Source organism: Aurantimonas sp. A2-1-M11, from assembly GCF_036549475.1.
In the GTDB taxonomy this organism is placed as follows: Bacteria; Pseudomonadota; Alphaproteobacteria; order Rhizobiales; family Rhizobiaceae; genus Aurantimonas.
The window spans coordinates 1-3,288 of the sequence record NZ_JAZHLI010000153.1 but is presented as its reverse complement, the minus strand read 5'-3'; the positions used below and the strand labels follow the sequence as shown (position 1 = coordinate 3,288).

Sequence of the window (3,288 nt, the reverse complement as noted above, 5' to 3'; positions counted from 1 at the left end):
GGCACATGTGCGGACGCGCTCGTTTCGCGCATCGGTTTTGAGGGTGGCATCAGCGGCATTTGCTTGGGCTGCAAATTGATCGAGCGCGGCCGCAAGGTGGGTCAGCGGCTTTTCGAAGGGTTCCCCTTGGCGAGTGCTCGATGCGGAAATCAAGACAGTGGCGACGGTCTTCGTCGGATCATCGCCTCGCATAGCAAACACCCGCCCACGTTCTGTATCCTGCTTATTTACCTGCATAGCCGCAGCCCTTTCTGGTAAATCGGTAAATATAGCGTACGGCTAGGACCCGGCTTCTGTCAAGCATCCTTCGAAGTTTTATTACAAAACGATGAGCAACGCGATCAACGGAACGATATATTCATCGGTCTCATACACCCTATTGAGACGATTACTATCGCAACTTCTAACCCAACGACTGTCGCCATGACCATCGCCACGACCATCGCTGCCGCCAAACGGTTATGAAATTGGTGATTGATCGGACGTCCGCTGAAATAGCGCTAGGGATTGTAGTAATTTAGCGGATCGCTACGGCGGACGATGGCTCCGCTAATTTATAGGCACCGGCAATTAGCCGAAAATGGCCGTAGATTTAGCGTTGAGTGATTTCGGACTGTCCTGCACCCACTGCACCCACTCCCGATGTGGGTTTGCGTAGAGCTGAAAATCAGGACGTTCTCGTTTCTATGCTCAAATACTACTAAGTGGGTGAAGTGGGTGCAGTGGGTGCGACCCTTATTTTTCAACGATTTTCTGCACCCACTTACGGATCACCAAGTGGGTGCAGTGGGTGCAGCACAGTCCGAATTAGGGAGTTTTCCGCACATAGGCCCACTTTCCGTCGCGAGCGAGTTTCCGCCGTTCATAACCAAGCTCGCGGAGAATACTCGCCGCCCTTCGGTTCAAGCCCGAATTTTGACGTTCAAACGAAACCGACAACGCTATTGCGAACACATGCGCCAGATGGACCGGCATATCTCCCATCGCTGTGCAATACCGCTCAATCGGATCGTGCCACGGATCGACTTCCTGCCGGCTGGCTTGCTCCTGCGCGGCGATCCCTTCCTCCGCTGCCGAGAGATGCCACGGCTCGCCGTGGCGGTATCGGTGCACAGCTTCGGCGAATAGCTGGTCCCGATCTCGCACCAGCGCCGTGATGTCGATGGGGCCGGCACAGCGGATAGGCCAAAAGCGGCGGTTGCCACTGTCGTCTTTGAGGTACTGGTGAGAGTTTGTCGTTGCCGCGAACACTGTGGTTCGGGGGCTATCGATGGGCCGGACGCCGAATGGCGGTCTAAACTTATCGATCCTCGTTGCGAGAAACCGCTTTACGTCTTCCGCTTCGGATCGGCGCATAGACGCGAGTTCGGCTATTTCGACAATCCAAAGTCCTTGAAGGTGTTGCGCCGCATCCTTGTCGTGCATGTTAGGCAAGCTATCGCTAAAATATTCGTCGCCAGCGAGTGTGTTTAGAGCGGTGCTTTTGCCAATGCCCTGCGCACCTTCGAGGATCAAGACCTCGTCGCGTTTGCAACCCGGCTGATACGCTCTTGCGACCATTCCGATAATAAATTTCGGACTTACTGATCGTGCAAAATCAACGTTCTCAGCGTGAAAATAGGTTTCTAGCATCATGTCTAGTCGATGATGCCCATCCCACTTTACCCCGTCCAGATAATCGATGATTGGATTGAATTCGTTGCGATGCGCCGAAATGACAGCGGAATTGCGCACCGCTTCCATTGTCGGCTTTAGTTCGTGGCGATGAAACCACGATTGCAGATATATGTCATCTTCATCAGTCCATAGGGAAATACGATTGTGTTGACGACGATCCCATGGCATCGGAGCCGTTTTGACCATTTTTTTCTTGAACAGGTCATAACGGAGCGGCAGCGCAGCATTTTTGATGTGCAGCGCCAGTTCGGTCGATATGGCCGATCCCGCAAGTTTTCCGAACAAGGGCTCATCAAGCGGGTTCGGGCGTTGAACCTCTCCGTTTAAAGCCGGTCGCATCAATTCGCGAGATTGCGGAGAACCAAAGATCAATTCGGCGTGGACTGTCGGGTCCACCTTGGACCGTAGATAATCCCAGCCGAGTTGTGTGCCGCCGTCTAATGAGCGCCAAAGCTTGTTGTTTGCGGCGAGATCGTTCTTCGGATGCTGCGAGCACCAGCGATCCCATGCTATCCGCACGGACTGTTCATCAACATCGTGACCAGTTGCGGATTGGCGGAATGCGGCGGAGGCGTCGCGCCATTGAGGATAGTCAAGATCGCATGGATTTATGTTGCAAAGCGCTCGCTCGGCGAAATCGAACGACGGTGCTTTCTCTGATCCCAGGGCCTTTCGTGCAGCCGGCTCCCGTGCGGCCGGGGTTGTGGTTGGAAGACCGGCAACCAAATCGATAGGCGAGCCGTCGATGTGCCACACTTCCAACGGTGCGCCGCCGGCCACTGTGCCTACGTAGAAGGCTTGCGACGCGGTGAAGCTTTCAAGTGCGAGGACAGCGCCGAGAGCGCCATTCAGCCGACCTACAAGGTCATGGCGCTCTTGCGGCGTGGTAGACCGGGACAGCGGAGCGTAAACACGCCATCGTGGCGCCTCTGGCCGATGCGATGGAGTGGTGTAAACCGACGCGAGAATGCCGTGCTTTTTGAGAGCGTCGGCAGCGTTGGCCGGTTGGACGGTGCCGCCATCATAGTCGCCTTCGATCCCGAAAATCGCCTCAAGGTTCGCGTCAGAGCGGTAGTCGTTTTTGAAGGTCGCAAGTTTCAGCAGCGGAAGATCGTCTTTGCTGGGAGCGGGGTACGAATTTTCTTCGATCCATTTTCTGAGAAAAGCCCATGTGGTGCCGGATCGCCGACCAGTCGCAACATTGTTGCGCTGGAAAATCGTGCAGGAAAGCTGTATATCGTTCATTGAAATATCCATATCTGCCCGGATCGGCCCCACAACGGCCTTTCCGGGCATTTTTTTATGATTGACGGAGTGATGCTCCGCCCGTTTGCTTGAAATCGTTGGGGAAATGCGGGCGCTAACCGATGCCGCTCGCCAAATTACGCGAGTATGGCCGTTCTTGCGGCCTCACGACGCCTTGCGACGTACGCTTCAACATCAGCTTTCACGTAGCCAACGCGACGCGGGCCAAGCTGTATCTTGCGGGGGAAGTCGCTCGAGGACTTCGCATAGCGGCGCAGCGTGGGCTCGCTGATGGTAAGCCGTTCGCAGGTCTGGGCGACGGTCAGAATGATGGTTTGATCGGACACGGGGTGCCTCTCCAAAATC

General features: G+C 55.2%; 3 protein-coding genes. All 3 read right to left on the bottom strand.

Features of this window, described 5'->3' with window-relative positions; genetic code table 11:
• Positions 1-237, bottom strand: a 237-nt coding sequence (locus VQ042_RS25070) for a hypothetical protein (protein WP_331822968.1), incomplete at its 3' end; no start/stop codon positions are given.
• A gap of 570 nt (positions 238-807) precedes the next feature.
• The gene (locus VQ042_RS25065) at positions 808-2,922 is read right to left on the bottom strand and encodes a VapE domain-containing protein (protein WP_331822967.1); all 2,115 of its coding nucleotides are present in this window, start codon (positions 2,920-2,922) and stop codon (positions 808-810) included.
• A 137-nt stretch (positions 2,923-3,059) separates the two neighbouring features.
• The coding region (locus VQ042_RS25060; protein ID WP_331822966.1) for a helix-turn-helix transcriptional regulator at positions 3,060-3,288 on the bottom strand (229 nt) is incomplete at its 5' end.